This window comes from Paracidovorax anthurii, from assembly GCF_003269065.1.
Lineage (GTDB): Bacteria > Pseudomonadota > Gammaproteobacteria > Burkholderiales > Burkholderiaceae_C > Paracidovorax > Paracidovorax anthurii.
The window spans coordinates 37827-58943 of record NZ_QLTA01000018.1 but is presented as its reverse complement, the minus strand read 5'-3'; the positions used below and the strand labels follow the sequence as shown (position 1 = coordinate 58943).

The 21117-nt window shown below is 72.0% G+C and carries 15 protein-coding genes; 10 read left to right on the top strand and 5 right to left on the bottom strand.

The window, feature by feature from the left end; translation table 11 throughout:
- Nucleotides 1–64: 64 nt before the first annotated feature.
- Complete coding sequence (locus tag AX018_RS11050) at nt 65–502, bottom strand: hypothetical protein (protein WP_111877338.1); 438 nt, start codon at nt 500–502, stop codon at nt 65–67.
- A 323-nt stretch (nt 503–825) separates the two neighbouring features.
- Nucleotides 826–1794 carry a helix-turn-helix domain-containing protein gene (locus tag AX018_RS11045; RefSeq protein ID WP_111877337.1) on the bottom strand — a complete coding sequence of 323 codons (969 nt, stop codon included), beginning with the start codon at nt 1792–1794 and terminating at the stop codon, nt 826–828.
- A 276-nt stretch (nt 1795–2070) separates the two neighbouring features.
- Here AX018_RS11045 and AX018_RS11040 point away from each other — a divergent pair, with 276 nt between their 5' ends.
- The 5 genes from AX018_RS11040 (at nt 2071) to AX018_RS11020 (ending at nt 9190) form a co-directional block, all read left to right on the top strand.
- Nucleotides 2071–4254: a TonB-dependent receptor gene (locus tag AX018_RS11040; protein WP_245951512.1), complete on the top strand. Its 2184-nt coding sequence runs from the start codon at nt 2071–2073 to the stop codon at nt 4252–4254.
- Between the two features lie 88 nt (nt 4255–4342).
- Complete coding sequence (locus AX018_RS11035) at nt 4343–6124, top strand: ABC transporter ATP-binding protein (RefSeq protein ID WP_111877349.1); 1782 nt, start codon at nt 4343–4345, stop codon at nt 6122–6124.
- Nucleotides 6121–7914 (top strand): ABC transporter ATP-binding protein, encoded by a 1794-nt coding sequence (locus AX018_RS11030; protein ID WP_111877336.1) that lies wholly within the window; start codon nt 6121–6123, stop codon nt 7912–7914. Before AX018_RS11035 ends, AX018_RS11030 begins: the two co-directional genes overlap by 4 nt.
- Before the next feature lie 105 nt (nt 7915–8019).
- Nucleotides 8020–8430 carry a hypothetical protein gene (locus AX018_RS11025; RefSeq protein WP_111877335.1) on the top strand — a complete coding sequence of 137 codons (411 nt, stop codon included), beginning with the start codon at nt 8020–8022 and terminating at the stop codon, nt 8428–8430.
- Between the two features lie 124 nt (nt 8431–8554).
- Complete coding sequence (locus tag AX018_RS11020) at nt 8555–9190, top strand: NAD(P)H-dependent oxidoreductase (protein WP_111877334.1); 636 nt, start codon at nt 8555–8557, stop codon at nt 9188–9190.
- A gap of 156 nt (nt 9191–9346) precedes the next feature.
- Here AX018_RS11020 and AX018_RS11015 read toward each other — a convergent pair whose 3' ends face one another.
- The 3 genes from AX018_RS11015 to AX018_RS11005 all read right to left on the bottom strand — a co-directional run bounded on the left by AX018_RS11015 (nt 9347) and on the right by AX018_RS11005 (nt 13901).
- Nucleotides 9347–11521, bottom strand: a complete 2175-nt coding sequence (locus tag AX018_RS11015; protein WP_111877333.1) for a TonB-dependent siderophore receptor — start codon at nt 11519–11521, stop codon at nt 9347–9349.
- A gap of 224 nt (nt 11522–11745) precedes the next feature.
- Complete coding sequence (locus AX018_RS11010) at nt 11746–12129, bottom strand: hypothetical protein (RefSeq protein WP_111877332.1); 384 nt, start codon at nt 12127–12129, stop codon at nt 11746–11748.
- A gap of 71 nt (nt 12130–12200) precedes the next feature.
- Nucleotides 12201–13901, bottom strand: coding sequence for a sensor domain-containing diguanylate cyclase (locus tag AX018_RS11005; protein WP_245951511.1), 1701 nt, complete (start codon nt 13899–13901; stop codon nt 12201–12203).
- A gap of 106 nt (nt 13902–14007) precedes the next feature.
- Between AX018_RS11005 and AX018_RS11000 the strand changes: the two genes are divergently transcribed.
- The 5 genes from AX018_RS11000 to AX018_RS10980 all read left to right on the top strand — a co-directional run bounded on the left by AX018_RS11000 (nt 14008) and on the right by AX018_RS10980 (nt 21083).
- Nucleotides 14008–14901: a ParB N-terminal domain-containing protein gene (locus AX018_RS11000; RefSeq protein ID WP_111877330.1), complete on the top strand. Its 894-nt coding sequence runs from the start codon at nt 14008–14010 to the stop codon at nt 14899–14901.
- A 95-nt stretch (nt 14902–14996) separates the two neighbouring features.
- Nucleotides 14997–18458 carry a response regulator gene (locus AX018_RS10995; RefSeq protein ID WP_211322412.1) on the top strand — a complete coding sequence of 1154 codons (3462 nt, stop codon included), beginning with the start codon at nt 14997–14999 and terminating at the stop codon, nt 18456–18458.
- A complete protein-coding gene (locus AX018_RS10990; RefSeq protein ID WP_111877328.1) occupies nt 18455–19312 on the top strand; it encodes a CheR family methyltransferase in 858 nt (285 codons plus the stop codon). The genes AX018_RS10995 and AX018_RS10990 overlap by 4 nt, the downstream gene beginning before the upstream one ends.
- Nucleotides 19309–19917 (top strand): chemotaxis protein CheB, encoded by a 609-nt coding sequence (locus AX018_RS10985; protein ID WP_111877327.1) that lies wholly within the window; start codon nt 19309–19311, stop codon nt 19915–19917. The genes AX018_RS10990 and AX018_RS10985 overlap by 4 nt, the downstream gene beginning before the upstream one ends.
- Nucleotides 19914–21083: a hybrid sensor histidine kinase/response regulator gene (locus tag AX018_RS10980; protein ID WP_111877326.1), complete on the top strand. Its 1170-nt coding sequence runs from the start codon at nt 19914–19916 to the stop codon at nt 21081–21083. Before AX018_RS10985 ends, AX018_RS10980 begins: the two co-directional genes overlap by 4 nt.
- Nucleotides 21084–21117: the final 34 nt, after the last annotated feature.

Sequence of the window (21117 nt, the reverse complement as noted above, 5' to 3'; positions counted from 1 at the left end):
CGGACTGGCTGGGGGAGGTGAGGGCGTGGGCTGGCGGGCGCGGCGGTGGTCTGTCGCCGCGCGGTCATCGTTCCGGGGCGGGGCCTGCCGATTCCGTGCCGGCGGCCCGGGATCGCGCGAGCCAGGCATGGGCCTGTGCCCGGGCTTCGCTGTGGGTGGCGACGATGCGATAGGGGTAGGGGGCCTGGCCGGATGCGTTCCACGCGTCCGCCTTGCGCACGTATTCGCGGCGCTGGGCCTCGTCTTCCACGATGCGCACCGCGCCGAGGCAGTAGCGCTGCTGCAGCGCGAAGCTCTGCCGGCTCCAGCGGGTATAGGCCGCCATGAAGCCCGCGGACTGCCGTGGCTGCTCCGCGCCGTCCATCAGCAGGACGTGCGGCTCGGCGCGCGCGTAGAGGGCTTCGAGCTGGGCCATCAGTGCGTCGGCCCGTTCGTCGGGCACCCGCTGCGGCATGTGCAGGCCGACCAGTGGCCAGTCCCGGGTGTCGACAAAATCATTCATGCATGTGCCTTCTCGGATAGGGCTGCCGGCGATCGGCGGGACGTGGCGCGGGAAGTCGGGCGCCGCGCGGGATGCGGCCGGGCGGCCTCCGTGCGATCACGGCCCGCGGTGCGCCGCGCGCGACGGAAGCACCGGCCGCCAGCGCCTGGATGCCGCTCTGCCTATAGATATGTAAATGATAAGTATTCGCGATTAAGTCGCTACCCGGATCGGATTTGTTTTGGCCCGGATCCGTATCTGTCCGGCCGCGTGCGGGCGTGGCTCGGCGTGCCTGGCGCGCCACGCCGGCGGTGGGCGGGTGGTTTGCCGCGGCGGGCGGTGGATCAGCGCCGGCGCTTGAGCGAGGAGGGATTGACGCCGAACTGCTTGTGGAAGGCGGCGGTGAAATGGCTCGCGTTGGCGTAGCCGAGGTCGGCGGCCACGACGGTGACCGGGGTGTCGCCGCAGGCCAGGCGCTGGCGTGCCGCGTGCATGCGCTCTTGCTGGAAGAGGCCGTAGATGCTGTGGTCGAACAGTTGCCGGAAGCCGTGCTTGAGCCGCACGACGCTCAGGCCGGTCTCGCGGGCCAGCTCGGCGATCGTGGGCGCCTTGCTCAGGTCCGCCAACAGCAGGTCGCGCGCGCGCTGCAGCTTGCGCCGGCTGACCGGGCAGAGTTCGGCGCGCGGCGGCGGTTCCTCGCGCCGGGCCTCGACGGACAGGCCCACCAGCACCAGCGCCTGGCCCAGCAGCCACAGCGGGGGCTGTGCCGCGCGGGGCTGCGGGCTGGCCCGCATCGTGCGCAAGGCCTGGCTCAGGGCATGGGCGGCGGCGCGCATCTCGGGGCTGCAGCGCTGCATGTCGCAGCATCGTGCGGAGTCCAGCTCCCGCTGGAGCGGGGCGCCCAGGTCCGGCACCCAGCCGGCGAGCAGGTCGGGGCGCACGGAGACGGTGACGTATTCGAAGCTGCCCGCATACGAGGACTGGCCGCTGCAGCCGGGCGTGTAGCTGATGCAGTTGATGCCCTCGTCCAGCACGCGCTCGATCTCCTGCCCGCGCTCCCGGATGGCGAAGCCGGAGCGCCCGCGCAGCGAGCACGAGAAGTGGATCCTGTCCCAGTCGTCCCGCAGGCTCATCGTGACGGGCTGCGGGAAATGCCCCCGCCACAGCAGCACGTCCACGCCGTCCTGCGGCGCGAGCTGGATCAGTTCGCAGTCGGCGGCGGGCTCCAGGTGGGGCACGGGCCGGCCGGCGAGCAGGGAGGAGATGGCGACCTCGGATGCGACGGGCGTCGCCGTGTGTGCGGAGGGTTTCATGCGGCCTGCTTCATGGAGGGAACCCGATCCGGGTGGATTGTGAACCGATTCGGGTAGAAAAATAAATAAGAATCATTAACATTAAATCTTACAATTTTTGCCAATGCTCGCCGGTTCGTCCCGGTCCATCGGCGAGGTCGAGGCGCAGAGCCATCCCTCCGGGAATCTCCGAACTCCCTCCTTGCCTGGCCGCATGGCCGGCGGCCCCGGTTGCTGCGTGCGCCCGGCGGCCGCTTTTCCCCGCATTTTCTTCAATCCGTTTCAGGAGTGCATTCCGTGCCGCAACAGCCCCTCGCGAAGAAGCCGCAAGGCCGTCGAGACCCTTCCCGGATGCCGGGCCCCCTGTCGTCGCTGGCGCTGCTGGCAGCCCTTGGCGCCCTGCCCGGCGTGTCTGGCGCGCAGGAAGCCCGTCCGGGCACGCCGCTTGCCGCCCCGGCCGCCACCGTCGCCCCATCGGGCGGGAGCGCGCCGGAGCTTGCGGGCGTCACCGTGACGGCGCGGCGTGCGCAGGAGTTCGCCAAGGACATCCCCTTCGGCATCGGCGTGATCGGTGGCGAGGAACTGGAGGCGCGCCGGCAGCCCACGCTGGAAGAGGCGCTGCGCAGCACGCCGGGCGTGAACGTCTGGAGCGATGGCTCGCCCCACAGCGCGAACGTGCTCATCCGTGGAACGGGCTCGATCAATCCGGTGAGCACGGACGACGGGGCCGTGGCGCTGTCGATCGACGGCGTGCCCATGTCCATGCGCAACATGTCGCTCGGCACGCTCGACGTCGAGCGCGTCGAGATCCTCAAGGGCCCGCAGGGCACGCTGTTCGGCAGCAACAGCCGGGCGGGCGCGATCAACGTCATCACCAACAAGCCCACCCGCACCCTGGAGGGCCACGTGCGGGGCGAGATCGGCCAGGACAGCCAGCACCTGGAGGAGGCGGTCATCAGCGGCCCGCTGTCGCAGTCGCTCAGCGGCCGCGTGGCGATCCGCAACAGCGGCGCGGACCACTGGGTCGACAACGCGCGCACCGGAGGGCCGCTGTCCAAGCCCCGCAGCCTGATGTTCCGCGGCAGCCTGCTGTGGGAGGACGGCCCGGGCACCAACGCGCTGTTCGTGGCCGAGCGCGAGGAGGCCAGGCGCAGCCCGGGACTCGTCGTGCTGCGGCCCTATGGCGACCCGCCGTCCATGGACGTGACGCCGGGCCTGTTCGACCACAACGCGAAGACGGTGGAGCGCTATTCCGTCACCTTCAACCACGACCTGCCCGTGGGGCGGATCACGTCGGTGACGGGCTACACGAAGTTCGATACCGACTTCGTGGGCGGCTACGACGCGCGCGCCATGCAGGCCATGTTCGGCATGCCGGTGGAGAACATGCAGCGCAGCATGATGGACGGCCACACCGTGAGCCAGGACCTGCGCTGGTCGTCGCTGCCGGGTGCGTCCGTGTTCTGGGTGGCGGGCGTGAACCTGTCGCGCGCGGAGCGCACGTTCGACCAGATCTACCTCAGCCGGAATCTCGGCATCGACCGGCGCTACGAAACCGACAGCCACGCGCTCTACGGCGAGGTCACCTGGCCGCTGACGGACAGGCTCAAGCTCACGGGCGGCCTGCGCCACACCTGGGATCGCAAGACCTACGACGCCACCTACGGGGGCACCGTGCCCGACGGCCGCAGGCTGCGCGACGACTACTCCACCGGGCGGGTGGCCCTCTCGTGGGCGCTGACGCCGGAGACCAACCTCTATGGCGCGTGGTCGCGGGGCTACGAGTCGGGCGGCATCGGCGACTATCCGACGCAGGTGGCCGACAGCGTGCCGTACAAGCCGGCCTCGTCCAATGCGATCGAGGCGGGCTTCAAGACGGAGTCGGCCAACCGCCGCTTCGCGCTGAGCGGGGCGCTGTTCGCCACGCGGGTGAAGGACGACCATCTGCTGGGCTTCGACGCGGCGACGCTGGCGACCTCCACCGTGAACGCGGACACGGAGAGCCGGGGCGCCGAGCTGCAGGGGGTGTGGAGGCTGGGCAACGGCTTCTCGCTGTCGGGCGGCGTGAGCTACATCGATGCCGAGATCACCAGCAACGTGTCGGGCGTGTCCGGCGGCGACATCCGCAAGGGCAACCGCTCGCCCGACGTGCCGAAGTGGAGCGGCAGCCTCGGGGTGGCCTACACGCAGCGCCTGTCGGCCTTCATGGGGATGCCGTCCCCGGTGCTGAATACGCGGCTCGACTACCAGTACGTCGGCACCCGCGCGGCCGACCCGCAGAACCACTTCAACCTGGGCAAGTACCAGAAGGTGGACCTGCGCATCGGCGTTGCCTCCGGCGGCACCGAGGTGTACGTGTACGGCAGCAACCTGCTCGACAAGCGGTACGACCTGTACGGCTTCGCGCCCAGCGCGGCGGCCTACGTGGGGGCGCCGGCGCGCGGCCGCACGCTGGGCGTCGGCTTCCGGCACGACTTCTAGGATGAGCGGCGGCGAGGGCGGAAACCATACCGCGACGTCGTCCCCCGCGCCCTGCGCTCCCCCGGGGCGGCCGGGGGCCTGGCGCATCATGCGGCCGGTGCGGGGGCAGATCCGCTGGGCGATGGGCCTGGCGGGCATGGGGGCGCTGCTGAACCTGGGGGCGCTGCTGGCGCTGGCGCAGGCGGCGGGCCGGCTGGCGGCGGCGCCGGGCGCGTGGCCCGTGGCGCCGCTGGCGGCGGCGGCCGCGTGCTTGGCGGGCGCCTACCTGATGCGGCTGGCCGGGTTCGACCAATCCCATTGCGCGGCCTTCCGCCTGGAGGCCCTGCTGCGCCGGCAACTGGCGGAGCATCTGGCGCGCGTGCCGCTGGGCGAGGTCCAGCGCTGGGGCGCGGGGGCGCTCTCCAAGGTGCTGCAGGACGATGTCAAGGCCCTGCACGTCTTCGTCGCGGACAGCACGCCGCTCTATGCCCGGGCCGTCGTGATGCCCGCGTGCGCGGGCCTCGCGCTCCTCTGGCTCGACGGGCGGCTGGCGCTGGCGGCGGCGGCCCTGCTGGCCGTGGGTTTCGGCGTGCTGGGGCTGGCGATGCGGGGTGCGTCCGACATGGGCCGGCGCTACAACGAGGCCCGCGAGCGGGTGAGCGCCGCCGTGATCGAGTTCGTGCAGGCGATGCCGGTGGTGCGCAGCTTCGACACCGGCCAATCGACCTTCGGCCGCTACCGGCAGGCGCTGGACGGGTACCTGGACGTGCTGACCCTCTGGTACCGGCGGGCGGGCTTTTCCGCGCGCTTTTCCTTCGCCGTGCTGAACCCGCTGCCCACGCTGCTGGCGCTGCTGTGGCTGGGCGCGTGGCTGGTGGCGCACGGGACGCTCGATTTCGGGACCTGGGTGGCCGTGCTGCTGCTGGGCGCCGGAATGGCGGAGGCGATGATGCCGATGATGGTGCTGCACCACATGGTCGAGAAGGCGCAGCTGAGCGCCGGCCGCATCCAGGAAGTCCTGGCGCTGCCCGAGCAGCGGGCGGCGGAGGCCGCGCACGGGGCCCTGCCGGCGGATGCGGCGGTGGCGTTCGAGAACGTCAGCTTCGGCTATGGCGATGCCCGAGGGGGGGCGGGTGAGGCGGCGGAGGGCCTCGCGCTACGCGGCGTGAGCTTTCGCGCCGAGCCCGGCACCGTCACCGCGCTGGTCGGCCCTTCGGGCGCCGGCAAGACCACCGCCGCGCGGCTGATCCCGCGCTTCTGGGACGTGCTGGAGGGCCGCGTGACCGTCGGCGGCGCCGATGTGCGCGACATGGCCCCGGACGTGCTCATGGCCCAGGTCGGGTTCGTGTTCCAGGACACCTTCCTCTTCTCCGGCACGGTGGCCGACAACATCCGCCTGGGCGCGCCGGACGCGGGGCCGCAGGCCGTGGTCGCCGCGGCCACCGCCGCCCAGGCGCACGGGTTCATCGAGGCGCTGCCCCAGGGGTACGGCACGCCCGTGGGCGAGCGGGGCGCCTTTCTCTCGGGCGGGCAGCGCCAGCGCATCGCCATCGCCCGCGCGATCCTGCAGAACCGGCCCATCCTGGTGCTGGATGAGCCGACCGCCTTCGCGGACCCCGAGAACGAACTGGCGCTGCTGACGGCGCTGTCCGCGCTGATGCGCGGCAAGACGGTGATCATCGTGGCGCACCGCCTCTCCACCGTCCGGGACGCGGACCGGATCCTGGTGTTCGAGCGGGGGCGGCTGGTCGAATCCGGGCGCCACGGGGCGCTGGCCGCCGCCGGGGGCACCTATGCGCGGCTCTGGGCCCACCACGAGCAGGCGCAGCGCTGGGCCCTGCGCGGCGCCGGCGCGCCGTGCGCCGAGCCTTTGCCGGGAGCGGTGCCATGAGCGCGGCACCCATCGAAGCGCCTTCGCGGCGTTCCGCGGCACTGGCCTCCACCCGCGCGGCCTGGGGCCGGCTGCTGGAGGCCGTGGGGCCGCACGCCCCGGCCCTGCGGCGCTGCCTGGCCGGGCTGGCCGCCGCCGCGGCCTTCCAGGGGCTGGCCCTGGCCTGCGTGTTCCCGCTGTTCGCCGCGCTGTTTCCGCGGCCCGATGCGGGCGCGGTGCTGCGGTGGCTGGCCGCCATGACGGCGCTGGCCGGGCTGGCCACGGCGCTGCGCTGGCGCGCGCAGGGCTTCGAGTACGGCGGCGCGCTGGCCCGCGCCACCCACGGCCTGCGGCTGCGGCTGGGCGAGCAATTGCGGCGCATGCCGCTGGAGCGGCTGCGCGAGAAACGCTCCGGCGAGATGAACGCGCTGCTCCTGGGCAACGTGGACGAGCAGCTGAACTACACGGTGGCCATCGCCAACCTCATCCTGCTGGCCACCGTCGCGCCGCTGGCGCTCGCGCTGGCCGCGATGGCCTTCGACGCGCGGCTGGGCGCGCTGCTGCTGGCGGTCTTCCCCGCGCTCTGGCTGCTGCACCGCTGGCGCCGCCCGGCCTTCGCGCGCGACATGCGCGGGCTGAACGAGGCGCACCGGCGCTGCCATGCCGACATCGTCGAATACACGCAGGGCCTGGCGGCGCTGCGCGCGGCCTGCCAGCAGGGCCGCCATGCCGGGATGCTGGGCGAGGGGGTGGACCGCCTGCGCGAGATCCAGACCGCCACCCAGCGCCGGGGCGTGAAGCCGTCCGTGGTCACCGCCAGCGTCGTCGAGCTGGGCCTGCTGGGCATCGTCGTCGCGGGGACCGGCTGGGTGGTGTCGGGCACGCTGCATCCCTCGGCGGTGGCCGCGGCCATGGTCATCGCCGTGCGCCTGTCCGAGCCGATGGCGACCCTGGTCGGCTACGCCATGGTGCTGGAGATGATGGAGGCCGCGCTGGAGCGCATCGAGGCGCTGCTGGCCATCCCCCCGCTGCCCGTGGATGCGCCCGGGGCCGTGCCCGGGGACTTCGATGTGCGCTTCGAGGGCGTGTGCTTCCGCTACGCCGGCGGCGCGGACAGCGCCCTCGCGGACTTCACGGCGGCGCTGCCCGCGCGGGCCATGACGGCGCTGGTGGGGCCCTCCGGCTCGGGCAAGACCACGGTGGCGCGCCTGCTCATGCGCCATGCCGATCCGCAGGCGGGGCGCGTCACCATCGACGGCATCGACATCCGGCGCATGGCGCCGGAGGTGCTGAACGGCCTGATCTCGGTGGTGTTCCAGGATGTGCACCTCTTCGACGACACGGTGCTGGCCAACATCCGCATGGCGCGCCCGGACGCGGACGACGGCGCGGTCCGCGCCGCCGCCCGGGCCGCGCAGTGCCTGGACTTCATCGAGCGCCTGCCCCAGGGCTGGCACACCCGGCTGGGCGAGATCGGGGACCGGCTCTCCGGCGGCGAGCGCCAGCGCATCTCGATCGCGCGGGCGCTGCTCAAGGACGCGCCCATCGTGGTCCTGGACGAGCCCACCGCCGCGCTGGACACGGAGAGCGAGCTGGCCGTGCAGCGGGCCATCGACACCCTGGTGCGCGACAAGACCGTGATCGTGATCGCACACCGCCTGTCCACCATCGCCGGCGCCGACCGCATCCTGGTGGTGGAGGGCGGCCGGCTCGTGGAGCAGGGGCGGCACGGCGAGTTGCTGGAGCGCGCCGGCCGCTACCACGCGCTGTGGAGCGCGCAGCAGGCGGCGGGGGCGTGGCGTGGGCGTTGAGGGCCCCTGCAAAGGCTGCTCGCGGGGGAATGCCAGGCGCGCCGCGGCCGCGCCGGCGGGGGGCTTCGTTCCTAGAATGCGCGCACCGACTTCCGCTGGCACGCCATGTCCACCCACCCCTTCCCGGTTCCGGTCCGTACCGAATGCCCGCCCGGCGCATGCATCTGCGACCTGGAGGCGTTCCTGCGCGACCCGGGCGCCGACGCGCGGGTCCTGCGCCTGACGCGGGAGGAGGAGAAGCGCCTGGTGGAGCGGCTGGAGAACGTGGCCAGCCTGGACGACCTGCGCCGCATCGAGCAGCGCATGGCCGAGCAGCTGGGCATCCGCCTGAGCCTGTCGCCCGGCCCCAACGAGGTCCGCAGCCTGCGCGGCATCGCCATCCTGGTGCACGAGCAGCGGGGCCTGTGCCGCAAGACCCGGCAGGCCCTCGCCGCGGCGATCAGGAAGGGCATGGAGCGGCAGCCCGCGATCGCCTATGCGCTGCTGGACGAGGGCGGGCTGTTCGGGGGGCTCTGACCATTGATCTCCCTGGTGCTTACTACCACGGAGCGCAAAGACCCGTGCCGGCGGGGCGGCTCGCGGGCTCCTACACTCGGTCGCTCCTGATTTCACCAACGCTCAACAGACAGGAACCGACACCATGCAATTGCTCGACGCGCTCCAGTGGCGCTATGCCACGAAGAAGATGGACCCGGCCCGCGCCGTGCCGCAGGAGACCGTGGACCGCATCCTCGAGGCGGCCCGGCTCGCGCCCACCTCCAGCGGCCTGCAGCCCTACGAGATCATCGTCGTCACTAACCCCGAGGTGCGCGCGCGCATCCAGGCCATCGCCTGGAACCAGGCCCAGGTCACCGAGGGCTCGCACCTGCTGGTGTTCGCCGCCTGGGACGACTACACGCCCGAGCGCATCAACCACATGTTCGACTACACGAACGAGGTGCGCGGCTTCAAGAACGAGGGCTGGGAGAACTACCGCAACATGCTGCTGGGCTCGTACCCGCAGCGCGGCGCGGAGGTGAACTTCCAGCACGCCGCGCGGCAGGTCTACATCGGCTTCGGCGCCGCGCTGATCGCGGCGGCGGCCGAGGGCGTGGACTCCACGCCCATGGAAGGCTTCCAGCCCGATGCGCTCGACGAGATCCTGGGCCTGCGCGCGCGCGGCCTGCGCAGCGTCACCCTGCTGCCGCTGGGCTACCGCCATCCCGAGGGCGACTGGCTGGTGAACCTGCAGAAAATCCGCCGCCCGCGCGAGCAGTTCGTCAGCGAGGTGCGCTGAAGGCTTCCCGGGGCCTCTCGGGTGCCAGATACAAGCGTTCTGGCCTCCATGTCGCCGTGTTTGCTGAATAGTTTGCTATTGGAATGGTAGCAATAGGGCATCCTCGCTTCTTCCGGGTACCGGCCCCGGCGCGGCTCGCGCCGGGGCCGGTCCGCGTCAGAAGCGCGCCTGCAGCCCCACCGTGACCGTGCGCGCGGTGCCGGGCGTGACCCAGAGGCGGCTGACCGAGGTGGTGTAGTAGGTCTTGTCGAACACGTTGTCCACGTCGAGCGTGAGGCGCATCGTGGGTGTGAGGCGCCAGTAGGCGACCAGCTTGGCGGTGGTGTAGGCGGGCAGCTCGAAGGCCGGCGTGCCGGCGGTGGCCTCGGCCTGCGTGCGGGCCGCGCCCAGGCGCTTGCCCACGTGCGTGACGCCGCCGCCCACGCCGTAGCGCTGGCCACCGGCGAGCGCGTCCTCATAGACGGCGAGCACGCTGCCGTTCACGCGCGGCACGTTCAGCAGGCGTCCGCCGATCTCCAGCGTGTTGTCGCTCACCACCTCCACGTCGTTCAGCACCAGGCTGGCGTTGAGGCGCCAGTGGGTGCTGAGCTGCCCGGCCAGGTCGAACTCCGCGCCCCGGCTGCGCACCTTGCCGGCCGTGATCTGGAAGTTGGCGTCCAGCGGGTCGGTGGTGAGCATGTTGCGCTTGGTGATGTCGAACACCGCGGCCGTGGCGCCCAGGCGCTGGTCGGCGCTCTCCCACTTCACGCCCAGCTCCAGCGCGCGGCCCTTCTCGGGGTCGAGCTGGAGGCCGTTGCGGCCCACCGACGAGGTGAAGCTGCTGTTGGGCCGGAAGGAGGTGCCGGCGTTGGCGTACACGGTCCACTGCGCATTGGGCAGCCAGCTCACGCCCACGCGCGGCGAGGCGGCCGTGGGGTCCTGCCCGTCGGTCGTGCCGGTGCGGTGGTTGTCGTAGTTCTGGCGATAGCGGTCGAAGCGCGCGCCGGCCAGCACGCGCCACTGCGGCGCGATCTGGATCGCGTCCTGCGCGTAGAAGGCCAGGTTGCGCTGGCGCTCGGTGAAGTCGGTGTTGGGGCCCGGCGTGGGCTGGGGCTGGCCGTACACCGGGTTGAAGATGTTGATGCCGTAGGGCGCTGCGGCCGTGGGGTTGATGCGCAGCATGCGCGCGTCCAGCGTGTAGCGGTAGGTCTCCACGCCCATCAGCAGCTCGTGCGGCATGCCGCCCCACTGCACGTTGCCGATCAGCTCGGCCTGCAGCGCCGTGTCGTCCGAGGAGAAGTCGCGGTAGCGGCGCTGGCGGCGCAGGGTGCCATCGGACAGCAGGGTGGAGGCCTCGGTGGAGAAGCCTTCCATGCTGGTGGTGCGGTACGACAGCGCCATGCGGCTGCGCCACTGCGCGTTCCACTCGTGCAGCAGCGAGAGCTGGTGGGTGACGTTCTCCACCGTCATGTCGCCGTCGGCGGGCTCGCCCAGGAAGCGGCTGCGGGGAAGGGCGCCGAGCTGGTTGTTCACCGCCACCACGCCCCGGTCCAGCGGCGCGCGGTGCCGCAGGTATTCGCCGCTGTAGTCCAGCACCGTGCCGCCGCCGAGCTTCCAGGTGAAGGCCGGCGCCACCACCTGGCGCTGCGAACTGACGTGGTCGCGGAAGCTGTCGCGGTCCTCGGCGGCCACGTTGAGGCGGTAGGCCACGTTCTCGCCCAGCGGGCCGGTGCTGTCCAGGGCCGCGCGCTTGTAGCCGTGGCTGCCGGCATAGCCTTCCACGGCGTTCGCGGATGTCCACTGCGGGCGCTTGGTCACGATGTTGAGGGTGCCGCCGGGCTCGCTGCTGCCGTAGAGCGCGGCGGCCGGGCCTTTCAGGAACTCGATGCGTTCTACGCCGGCCATGTCGCGCGGCGCATTGAAGCCGCGGTTGCCCGAGAAGCCGTTGAGCAGCGTGGCCGACCCGGTGTTCTCGTTGCCCGGCAGGCCCCGGATGGCCACGTTGTCCCAGAGGCCGCCGAAGTTGTTCTGGCGCGAGACGCCGCCCACGTAGTCGAGCACGTCGTCCAGGCGCGTGGCGCCCAGGTCGTCGATGGCCTGGCGGGTGATGACGCGCACCGACTGCGGCAGCTCGCGCAGCGGCAGGTCGGTCTTGGCGCCGGAGGCTTCCTGGGCCTGGTAGGTGCCCGATTCGGTGCGGCCGACGATCTCGATGGTGGAGAGCTCGGCCGCCGCCGTGGCGGGCGCGGCGTCGGTGGCGGTTTGCGCGCGGGCCGTGCCCGCGAAGAGGGTGGCCGCGGCGAGCGCCAGGGGCAGTGCCGTGAAGGCGGGCGAGCGGGAGAAAGCAGTCATGGAAACACTCTTGGAGAAAGAAACAGGCGATGCAGCGGCGCCGCGCGCGGCGGATGCCCGGGGCGTGCGGCAGGATGCCGGCCCCGGGCCGTGGCGCGGGGCTGCGGAAAAACGGTGCGAAAAGGTGCGAAAGGGTGCGAAAGGGTGCGCATGCGCCCTCCGGGGGCCATGCCCCGGTCGGGCGCCAGCCCGGTGCGCCGCGATGGCGCATCGGCGTCAGGCGGTCATGCGGGCAGGGCCCCGGGCGGGCCGCGCGCCGAGAAGGGCGATGCGCCGTCGCGGCCCCCGGCGCGGGCCGCCGTGGCGGGGGCGGGCGGGTCCGCCGCAGCGGCGTGCACCCGCAGCGCCGGCAGGGAGGGCGCTGCGGCATTGCCCAGGTGGGCGAAGGCCAGGCACCAGGCGCAGAGCCCGTGCGGGTCGGCGGAGCCTTCGTCGCCATCCTCCTGCGGCGCCGGTGCGGTGCCCCGCGGCGCGGCGTCGGCGCTGGCCGCCGCGGGCGGGCGCAGCGCATGGCGCAGGTGGCCGGCCTCGTGCAGGGCCCAGCCCAGGCATGCATTCAGCCAGAGGGCCAGCAGCAGGACGGGCGTGATGCGGTGCGCGTGTTTCATGGTGTTTCGGCGAGCGCGCGGATGATAACGGCCGGGCCGGGGCCGGCCGTCGGAAGGGGCGGGCTTTTCCGTCAGCCCGCCGTGCCGGCGACGCAGACGCGGTCGCGGCCGTCCTGCTTGGCGCGGTAGAGCGCCTTGTCCGCGCGCTCCAGGATCGATTCGGACGTCTCGTCGCCGGTCTGGTGGAAGGCCAGCCCGATGCTCACGGTGAGCCGGCCCGCGCCGGGGAAGGTGCTCTTGCCCACCGCCAGCCGGATCTTCTCGGCCACCATGCGGCCTTCCTCGTGGTCCTGGGGCTCGGGCAGCAGGACGACGAACTCCTCGCCGCCGAAGCGGGCCACGAAATCGGTCGCGCGCACGTTGCCGGTGATGATGCCGGCGAGTTGCCGCAGCACGGCGTCGCCCGTCTGGTGGCCGTGGGTGTCGTTGACGCGCTTGAAGTGGTCCGCGTCCACCACCATCAGCGCGAAGCCCCGGCCCGATGGCCGGCACCGGTCGGTGCACTCGCGCAGCATCTCGTCGAAGCGGCGGCGGTTGTAGAGGCCGGTGAGCGGGTCGCGGATCGCGAGGTTCTCCAGCTCCTGGTTGGCGTGGTGCAGGGCCTGCGTGCGCTCGGCGACCTGGTTCTCCAGCGAGGCGTTGAGCCGCGACAGCTCGCGTTCGCGCTCCAGCAGCGATGCCGTCATGGACTGGAACGCGTGGTTCAACTGGGCGATCTCGGCGGGGTGGGCACCGTCGGGGTAGGTGGGCGTGCCCTCGCGGCGCTCGATCATGTGCGCGGCGATCGCCAGCTGCTCCAGGGGGCGGCTGAAGCGCCGGGCCAGCCGGTAGGCCGCGAAGCCGCACAGCAGTGCGATGACCGCGCCCAGCAGCGCGAGCTGGTGGAGCAGCGCCCTCGCCGGCGCGAGCGCCACGTCCACGGGCTGGCGCACCACGATGCGCCAGCCCAGGTCGGCGGCGCCCGTGGCAGGCAGCCGCACGGTGCTGGTGAGGTATTGCGCCCCGTCGCTCCACTGCAGGCGCTCGTAGCGCTCCTGCGGATCGACCGCCTCGGGCAGCCGCAACTGGCCGGCGTGCTGGAACGGGTAGAGCACGTTGCCCGCCTTGTCGGCGATGAGTACTTCCATCTGCTTGCCGGCCGCGCGGTCCAGCACGATGGATTCCACCGTCTCCGTCACCCAGTACCAGTGGGCGTGCGCGCCGAGCACGCCCCGCAGCCGGCCCGTGCCATCCACGATGGGGGCCGCGAAATCGATGAAGCGCAGCGGCTGGTCGAGGCGCTTGTTGGGCAGGCGCTTGGCGAGCAGCACGGCCTCGTGCACGTCGCCCACGAACAGGCCGGAGCGCGCGGCCTGGAACCAGGGCCGTTTGTCCACCCGCTCGCCCACCAGGATGCCGCCCGTGGCCTGCAGCACGAGCCCGTTCGCGTCGGTGACGCCGATCCAGGCGTATTCGCTGTGCGCCTCCTTGCGCATGTCCAGCGTTGCGCGGACCGCGTCGCCGTCCAGCGGGCCCTGGGTGAGCAGGTACGACTGCCGCAGCAGATCGATCTCCAGCATGCGCTCGCGCAGGTTGGTCGCCAGCAGGTCGGAGGCGGAACGGGCGGTGGTGTGCAGCAGCTCGCCGCTGAAGCGCGCCAGATCCTCGGTGGCGATGCGCCCGAGGTAGAAGCCCACGCCCAGCACGCTGGCCATCGAGAGGGCGCCGAACCACAGGGTGAGCTGCCCCCGGAAGCTGGGGGAGCGGTCGAAGGGCCGGCGGGGAATGTGCATGGCGCGCATTGTCGCGCCGCGCGGCCCGCCGGGGCGGGAATTCGCGGGGCGGAACGCCCGGCTCTCTACAATGCCGCCCCTTTCCGGCCCATCGCTGCACTGCCCCATGCCCATCATCGTCAAGGAAGAACTCAAGGCCTACATCGACCCGCTCACGCCCGAGGAGCACGGCGCGCTCGAACGCAGCCTGCTCGCGGAAGGCTGCCGCGACGCGCTCGTGCTCTGGGGCGACGTGCTCGTGGACGGGCACAACCGCTACGGCATCTGCCAGAAGCACGGGTTGCCGTTCAATACCGTCCAGCACCCGCATTTCCGCTCGATGGAAGACGTGCACCTGTGGATGATCGACCAGCACCTGGGGCGCCGCAGCGTGTCGGACTTCCAGCGCGGCGTGCTCGCCCTGCGCAAGCGGGAGATCCTCGCGCAGCGGACGCCGGCCCCGCCGGCCGCCGCCGCGCCGCAGTCCCCGGACGCGCCCTGGGACGAGGACGCCGCACCCGGCGCCCCGGGCGCCGCCGCGCCGTCTGCGGGCGACGCGGACCCGGCCGCCGCGCCCCCGGAGGCCGCGCCGCTGAACAGCCGTGAGGCCATCGCCCGCGCCGCGCGCCTGAGCAGCAGCCAGGTGGTGATGATCGAGAAGATCCAGAAGCAGGCCGCGCCGGAACTGGTGGCGGCCGTGCGTTCCGGCACGATCTCCATCAACGCGGCGGCGGCCGTGGCCACCCTGCCCGAGGACGAGCAGCGCGCCGCCGCCCTGGCCGGCAAGGACGAGTTGCGCCAGGCCGCCAAGCGGGCGCGCGAGGCCCGGCGCAAGCCCGCGGGCGCCGAAGCGGCGCCGGCGGAAGGAATGCACGGGGATTCCGCAGCGGAGAACGCGGGCGAGCCCGTGCCGCCGGACGGCATCGAGGCCCTGCGCCGGCGCGTGCAGGACCTGACCGCGGAGAACGAGGCCCTGCGCCAGGAGGTCGAGCGCCTGCGGGCGCTGCAGGCCGGCCGGTAGGCGCCGGACGGGTGCTCCTGGCGTTGCAGGACGCGGCCTACGCGGCGCGGCGGTGGCGGGCTCTATCATCGGCGCCTTCCTCCTCGGCCGCCCCCATGCCCTCCCGCCTTCTCCCCTCCGAAAAAAGCCACCACAGGATGCCCCTGCGCCTGCAGCTGGGCTTCGTGCTCGCCGCGCTGGCCACCGCCGTCATCGCGCTTTTCACCTACCAGTCGCAGCAGGGGCGTTGGGATGCCGTGCGCCGCATCAACGCGGCGGTCGAGTCGATCGTGCAGATGCAGTACGTGCTGTCGATCCTGAAGGACGCGGAAACCGGTCAGCGCGGCTACCTGCTTACCGGCGAGGCGCGCTATCTCGGCCCCTACGACACCGCGCAGGCCTCCCTGGAGCCCGAGCTGGAGCGGCTGCGGGGGCTGGTGTCCGACTCTCCCCGCCAGCTGCGCCGCTACGAGCAGCTCTTTCCGATCGCGCGGCAGAAGATGGCCGAGCTGCACGAGACCGTGACCCTGCGCCAGTCGGGCCAGGTCGAGGCGGCGATGGCCCTGGTGAGGACTGACCGCGGCCGCGCCACGATGGACGCGATCCGCGGGCTCGTGCGCGAGATGGTCTCGGCCGAGCGCGAGGAACTGGAGGACCGGCGCCGGGCCTGGGACGACGCGGCGCTCTTCGGCGCGTATTTCACCTGGGGCGGCTCGCTGGTGCTGCTGCTGCTCATCCTGGGCGCGGCCGCGATGACCGGGGCCGACCACCGTGCCAGGGCGCGCGAGAACTGGATCAAGAGCGCCCTCGTGGGGCTGGCGACCCAGCTGCAGGGCGAGCAGCGCCTCGACCAGCTGGGCCCGCGCGCGCTCGAATACCTGGCCCAGTGGCTGGGCGCCCGGGTGGCGGCCGCCTACGTTGCCGAGGGCCATGGCGTGTTCCGCCGCTTCGGCGGCTACGCGCTGTCCGATGATCCCGGCGCGGAGCGCGTGGCGGTCGGGCAGGGCCTGATCGGGCAGGCAGCGCAGTCGCAGCAGGCCATCCATGCCAAGGACGTGCCCGCGCCCCACCTCGCCGTGGAATCCGGCGTGGGCCGCAGCGCACCGGCCGAGCTGGTGGTGGTGCCCGCGGTGCAGGATGGCACCGTGCACGCCGTGATCGAGTTGGGCTTCTTCCGCCCGGTGCGCGACATCGACATCGACCTGCTCGCGCGCGCGTCGGAGCTGCTGGCCGCCGCCGTGCGTTCGGCCATGGACCGCTTCCAGCTCGAAGCGCTGCTGGAGGAAACGCAGCGCCAGGCCGAGGAGCTGCAGGCCCAGCAGGAAGAGCTGCGCGTGAGCAATGAGGAGCTGGAGCAGCAGAGCCGGGTGCTGCAGGAATCGCAGGCCCAGATGGAGGCCCAGCAGACGGAGCTGGAGCAGAGCAATGCCCAGCTGGAAGAGCAGACCCAGCAGCTCGAATACCAGAAGCAGCAACTGCTGCGCGCGCAGGACGCCCTCGCCGACCGGGCGCGCGACCTGGAGCAGGCCAGCCAGTACAAGAGCGAGTTCCTGGCCAACATGAGCCACGAGTTGCGCACGCCGCTCAATTCGAGCCTGATCCTCGCCCGGCTGCTGGCCGACAACAAGGCCGGCAACCTGACCGAGGAGCAGGTGCGGTACGCCGAGACCATCCACGGAGCGGGCAACGACCTGCTCACGCTCATCAACGACATCCTCGACCTCGCCAGGATCGAGGCCGGGCAGGTCTCGGTGGAGATCGAGCCCGTGGACGTGGCGCGCACGGTGCAGGCCATCGCCGAGCCGCTGCGGCCGCTGGCCCAGCACAAGGGGCTGGCATTCAGCGCGCTGGTGGAGCCCGGCGTGCCCGCCCTGCTGCGCACCGATGCGCAGCGGCTGGGGCAGATCCTGAAGAACCTGCTGTCCAACGCGATCAAGTTCACCGAGCGCGGGGACGTGGCGCTGCGCGTGGCCGTCCAGACGGACGGGCAGGTGGCCTTCTCCGTGCGGGACACGGGCATCGGCATCCCCGAGCACCAGCAGGGGCTGATCTTCGAGGCCTTCCGCCAGGCCGACGGCAGCACGCACCGCAAGTACGGCGGCACGGGCCTGGGGCTGTCGATCTCGCGCGATCTGGCGCAACTGCTGGGCGGCAGCGTCTCGGTGCAGAGCACGCAGGGCGAGGGCAGCGTGTTCACCCTGGTGCTGCCCGGGGGGCAGGGCGCATCGCCGGCGGATGCGCCGTCGCCCGTGCGCGCCGTGGCCACGGCCAGTGCCACCCCGGCCACGCCGGTGGAGCCCGTGGAGCAGCCGGCCCTCGCGCCCGCGCCGGACGCGCTGCGCCGCGCGCTGTCGGCGGTGGCCGATGACCGGGGTGGGCTGCAGCAGGACAAGCGCCTCATCCTCGTGGTGGAGGACGACGTGCGCTTCGCGCGCATCCTGGTCGATCTGGCGCACGAGATGGGCTTCCAGTGCGTGGCCGTGCACAGTGGCGGCGAGGGGCTGGCGGCGGCCATCGACTACATGCCCAGCGCCGTGGTGCTCGACATGAACCTGCCCGATTTCTCGGGCCTGGGCGTGCTGGACCAGCTCAAGCGCAATCCCGCGACGCGGCACATCCCCGTGCACGTGGTGTCGGTGGCCGACTACGCGCAGGAGGCCATGGGCCGCGGCGCCGTCGGCTATGCGCTCAAGCCCGTCAAGCGCGAGGAACTCGTGCAGGCCCTGCGGCGCATGGAGGCCAAGTTCACCCAGGCGCTGCGCCGCGTGCTGGTGGTGGAGGACGACGACCGCCAGCGCGAGAGCGTGCGCCACCTGCTCGCCAATGGCGAAGTGGAGATCATCGGCGCCGAGACGGCGCAGCGTGCGCTGGAGCTGCTGCGGGCCAGCACCTTCGACTGCATGGTGATGGACCTCAACCTGCCCGACCTGAGCGGCTACGAGCTGCTGGAGCAGATGGCTGGCGAGGAGGACGTGGCCTTCCCGCCCGTGATCGTCTACACGGGCCGCACGCTCTCGCGCGACGAAGAGCAGCGGCTGCGGCGGTTCTCCAAGTCGATCATCATCAAGGACGCGCGCTCGCCCGAGCGGCTGCTCGACGAGGTCACGCTGTTCCTGCATCAGATCGAATCCAGCCTGCCCGCGGAGCGCCAGCAGATGCTGCGCATGGTGCGCGACCGCGAGTCCACCTTCGAGGGGCGCACCATCCTCGTGGTGGAGGACGACGTGCGCAACATCTTCGCGCTCTCCAGCGTGCTCGAACCCACGGGCGCCAAGGTGCAGATCGCGCGCAACGGCCGCGAGGCCTTGCAGGCGCTGGAGCGGGCCCAGGCCGGCGACGCGCCGCCGCTGGACCTCGTGCTCATGGACATCATGATGCCGGAGATGGACGGCTTCGCGGCCATGAGCGCGATCCGCAAGCGGCCCGAATGGCGCCGCCTGCCCATCATCGCGCTCACCGCCAAGGCGATGCGCGACGACCAGGAGAAGTGCCTCGCGGCTGGCGCCAACGACTACATCGCCAAGCCGCTGGACGTGGAGAAACTGCTCTCGCTCGTGCGCGTGTGGATGCCCAAGTGACCGCTCCGGACGACCCCGCCTCCGCGCTGCGCAGGAAGACCTTCGAGATCGAGCAGCAACTGCTGGTCGAGGCGATCTACCGCCGCTACCACTACGACTTCCGGGGGTACGCGCAGGCCTCGCTCAAGCGCCGTCTGCAGACGGCGCTCACGCGCTTTCACTGCCGCTCGCTGTCGCAGCTGCAGCACCTGGTGCTGCACGAGCCCGACGTGTTCCCCGCCATGCTGGAATACCTCACCGTGCAGGTGAGCGAGATGTTCCGCGACCCGAGCTACTTTCGCGCGCTGCGCGAGACGGTGGTGCCGCTGCTGCGCACCTACCCGTCGCTCAAGGTGTGGGTGGCGGGCTGCAGCACGGGCGAGGAGGTGTATTCGCTCGCCATCCTGCTGCGCGAGGAAGGCCTGCTGGAGCGCACGCTCATCTACGCCACCGACATCAACGCCAACGCGCTGCAGAAGGCCGAGGCGGGCGTCTACGCCATCGAGCGCGTGCCCGCCTTCACCGACAACCACGCGCGCTCGGGCGGGCGCGGATCGCTCTCGGAGCACTACACGGCGGCCTACGGCCGCGTGGTGTTCGACAAGAGCCTGCGCCGGCACATCGTCTTCTCCGACCACAGCCTCGCGACCGACAGCGTGTTCGCCGAGGTGCACCTCGTCTCGTGCCGCAACGTGCTCATCTACTTCGACCGCGAACTGCAGGACCGCGCGCTCGGCCTGTTCGAGGAGGCGCTGTGCCGCAAGGGCTTCCTGGGGCTGGGCTCCAAGGAATCGCTGCGCTTTTCCTCGCATGCGCAGGCCTTCGACGAACTGGTGGCGCAGGACCGCATCTACCAGAAGCGGGGGGGCGCATGATGAGCATCGGCCTGCCCTGGATTGCCGGCCGCTCCTTCGATGCCGTCGTCATCGGCGGCTCCGCCGGCAGCGTCGAGGCGCTGTCGGTCCTGCTGCCGGCGCTGCCCGCCCCGCAGCGCGCGGCGGTGCTCGTGGTGCTCCACCTGCCGCGCGACCGGCCCAGCCTGCTGTGCGAGATATTCCAGCCGCGCTGCGCGCTGCCGCTGCGCGAAGCCCAGGACAAGGAGCCGGTGGAGCCCGGCACCGTGTACTTCGCGCCGCCCGACTATCACCTGCTGATCGATGCCGGCCCGACGCTCTCCCTCTCCGTGGACGATCCCGTGCATTTTTCCCGGCCCTCCATCGATGTCCTCTTCGAGTCCGCCGCCGACGCCTATGGCGACCGGCTCCTGGCCATCCTGCTGTCCGGCGCCAACCAGGACGGCGCGCAGGGCATCGCCGCCGTGCAGGCCGCCGGCGGCGCGACCATCGTGCAAGATCCCGAAAGCGCTTCCATGACCCCCATGCCCGAAGCGGCGCTGCAACTGTGCACGCCGACCCGCGTCCTCGCGCCGCCACGCATCGCCGAGCTGCTGGCCGCCCTGCCGCACGGAGCGCGCGCATGATCGCGCCCCCGTCCGTGCCCACGGCCCAGCTGCCCGCGCGCGCGGCCGCTCCGGTCAAGTGCCTGCTGGTGGACGACGTGCCCGAGAACCTCATCGCCCTGGAGGCCCTGCTGCGCGGCGATGGCGTGCACATCCTCACGGCCGCGTCGGGGCCCGAGGCGCTGGAGCTGCTGCTGGCGCACACCGACGTGGCGCTGGCGCTGCTGGACGTGCAGATGCCCGAGATGAACGGCTTCGAGCTGGCGGAACTGATCCGCGGCAGCGAGCGCACACGCCACATCCCGCTCATCTTCATGACCGCCGGCTCGCGCGACCAGGACTGGCAGTTCAAGGGCTACGAGAACGGGGCCGTGGACTTCCTCTACAAGCCCATCGACCCCCACATGCTGCTCAGCAAGGCCAACGTGTTCTTCGAACTGCACCGGCAGAAGGTGGCGCTCGCGGGCGAGCTGCAGGAGCGCACCCAGGCGCTGCGGCTCAACGAGATGTTCATGGCGGTGCTCAGCCACGACCTGCGGGGCCCGCTCAGCGCCATCCTCGCGAGCGCGGTGGTGCTCAAGCGGCCGCAGGAGCCGGAGAAGGTGCACGTGCTGGCGGACAAGGTGCACGCGAGCGCCCAGCGCATGGGCCGCATGATCGAGGACCTGCTCGACGTGACGCGTGCCCGCCAGTTCGGCGGCCTGCCCGTGCGGGCCGCGCCCGCCGACCTGGCCGCGCTCGTGCAGCGCGCCGCCGCCGAATGGCATGCGAGCCACCCGGACCGCGCCATCGAAGTCACCCGCGAGGGCGACCTCGGCGGCCAGTGGGACGCGGAGCGCCTGTGCCAGGTGGCCGCCAACCTGCTGGGCAACGCCATCCACCACGGGGACGCGCTGCAGCCCGTGCAGGTGCACCTGGACGGCAGCGATGGTCAGCGCGTGGCGATGACGGTGCGCAACGGCGGGGAGATCCCGCCCCCGCTCATACCGCAGCTCTTCGATCCGTTCCGGGGGCGCGAGCGCGAGCCGGGCCGCCACCAGGGGCTGGGGCTGGGGCTCTTCATCGTGCACCAGATCGTGCAGGGGCACGGCGGATCGATCAGCGTGTGCTCGCGCGAGGGGCGCACGGTCTTCCGCGTGGAACTGCCCCGCGTGGCGCAGATCCGCGCGCACGGGGCCGGTGGCTGAGAACCCCGCGCGGGCCGGGGGAGCCGGGGGCGGG

Coding starts and splice junctions, on each gene's coding strand:
- AX018_RS11050 (WP_111877338.1), bottom strand. CDS start 502: ATGAATGATTTTGTCGACACCCGGGACTGGCCACTGGTCGGCCTGCAC.
- AX018_RS11045 (WP_111877337.1), bottom strand. CDS start 1,794: ATGAAACCCTCCGCACACACGGCGACGCCCGTCGCATCCGAGGTCGCC.
- AX018_RS11035 (WP_111877349.1), top strand. CDS start 4,343: ATGCGGCCGGTGCGGGGGCAGATCCGCTGGGCGATGGGCCTGGCGGGC.
- AX018_RS11030 (WP_111877336.1), top strand. CDS start 6,121: ATGAGCGCGGCACCCATCGAAGCGCCTTCGCGGCGTTCCGCGGCACTG.
- AX018_RS11025 (WP_111877335.1), top strand. CDS start 8,020: ATGTCCACCCACCCCTTCCCGGTTCCGGTCCGTACCGAATGCCCGCCC.
- AX018_RS11020 (WP_111877334.1), top strand. CDS start 8,555: ATGCAATTGCTCGACGCGCTCCAGTGGCGCTATGCCACGAAGAAGATG.
- AX018_RS11015 (WP_111877333.1), bottom strand. CDS start 11,521: ATGACTGCTTTCTCCCGCTCGCCCGCCTTCACGGCACTGCCCCTGGCG.
- AX018_RS11010 (WP_111877332.1), bottom strand. CDS start 12,129: ATGAAACACGCGCACCGCATCACGCCCGTCCTGCTGCTGGCCCTCTGG.
- AX018_RS11005 (WP_245951511.1), bottom strand. CDS start 13,901: ATGCACATTCCCCGCCGGCCCTTCGACCGCTCCCCCAGCTTCCGGGGG.
- AX018_RS11000 (WP_111877330.1), top strand. CDS start 14,008: ATGCCCATCATCGTCAAGGAAGAACTCAAGGCCTACATCGACCCGCTC.
- AX018_RS10995 (WP_211322412.1), top strand. CDS start 14,997: ATGCCCTCCCGCCTTCTCCCCTCCGAAAAAAGCCACCACAGGATGCCC.
- AX018_RS10985 (WP_111877327.1), top strand. CDS start 19,309: ATGATGAGCATCGGCCTGCCCTGGATTGCCGGCCGCTCCTTCGATGCC.
- AX018_RS10980 (WP_111877326.1), top strand. CDS start 19,914: ATGATCGCGCCCCCGTCCGTGCCCACGGCCCAGCTGCCCGCGCGCGCG.